1 protein-coding gene is annotated in these 265 nt (G+C 38.1%); it reads right to left on the bottom strand.

Going from position 1 to position 265, the window contains the following annotated elements; translation table 11 throughout:
• The coding region (locus JMA43_RS14020) for a DUF6443 domain-containing protein (RefSeq protein ID WP_446719415.1) at positions 1-249 on the bottom strand (249 nt) is incomplete at its 3' end.
• Between the last annotated feature and the right edge of the window lie 16 nt (positions 250-265).

Genomic DNA, 265 nt, shown 5'->3' with positions numbered 1-265 from the left:
TCCCCGATTCTGTGAAGAACCATAAGGAAGATACTCCAATGCCTGACGCCCAAAAGCATCATAGCCAATATGTGTGATTACATCTTTCTTAGTTGGAGTTGCTTTAATACCTACCTGCTGCTTCGCCCTGCCTAAACCATCAAAATACGTTACACTTTCTATTACATCCTTATTCTCTAGAATACCTGAGTCACTCGTCATAGAACGTTGATAACTCCTTGTAAATATATAATTCTCTGAACTACTCAAACTAGGTGATATATAT

Source organism: Joostella sp. CR20 (assembly GCF_038433465.1).
Lineage (GTDB): Bacteria > Bacteroidota > Bacteroidia > Flavobacteriales > Flavobacteriaceae > Galbibacter.
The sequence above is the reverse complement of the archived record's forward strand: the minus strand, read 5'-3'. Positions and strand labels throughout refer to the sequence as shown.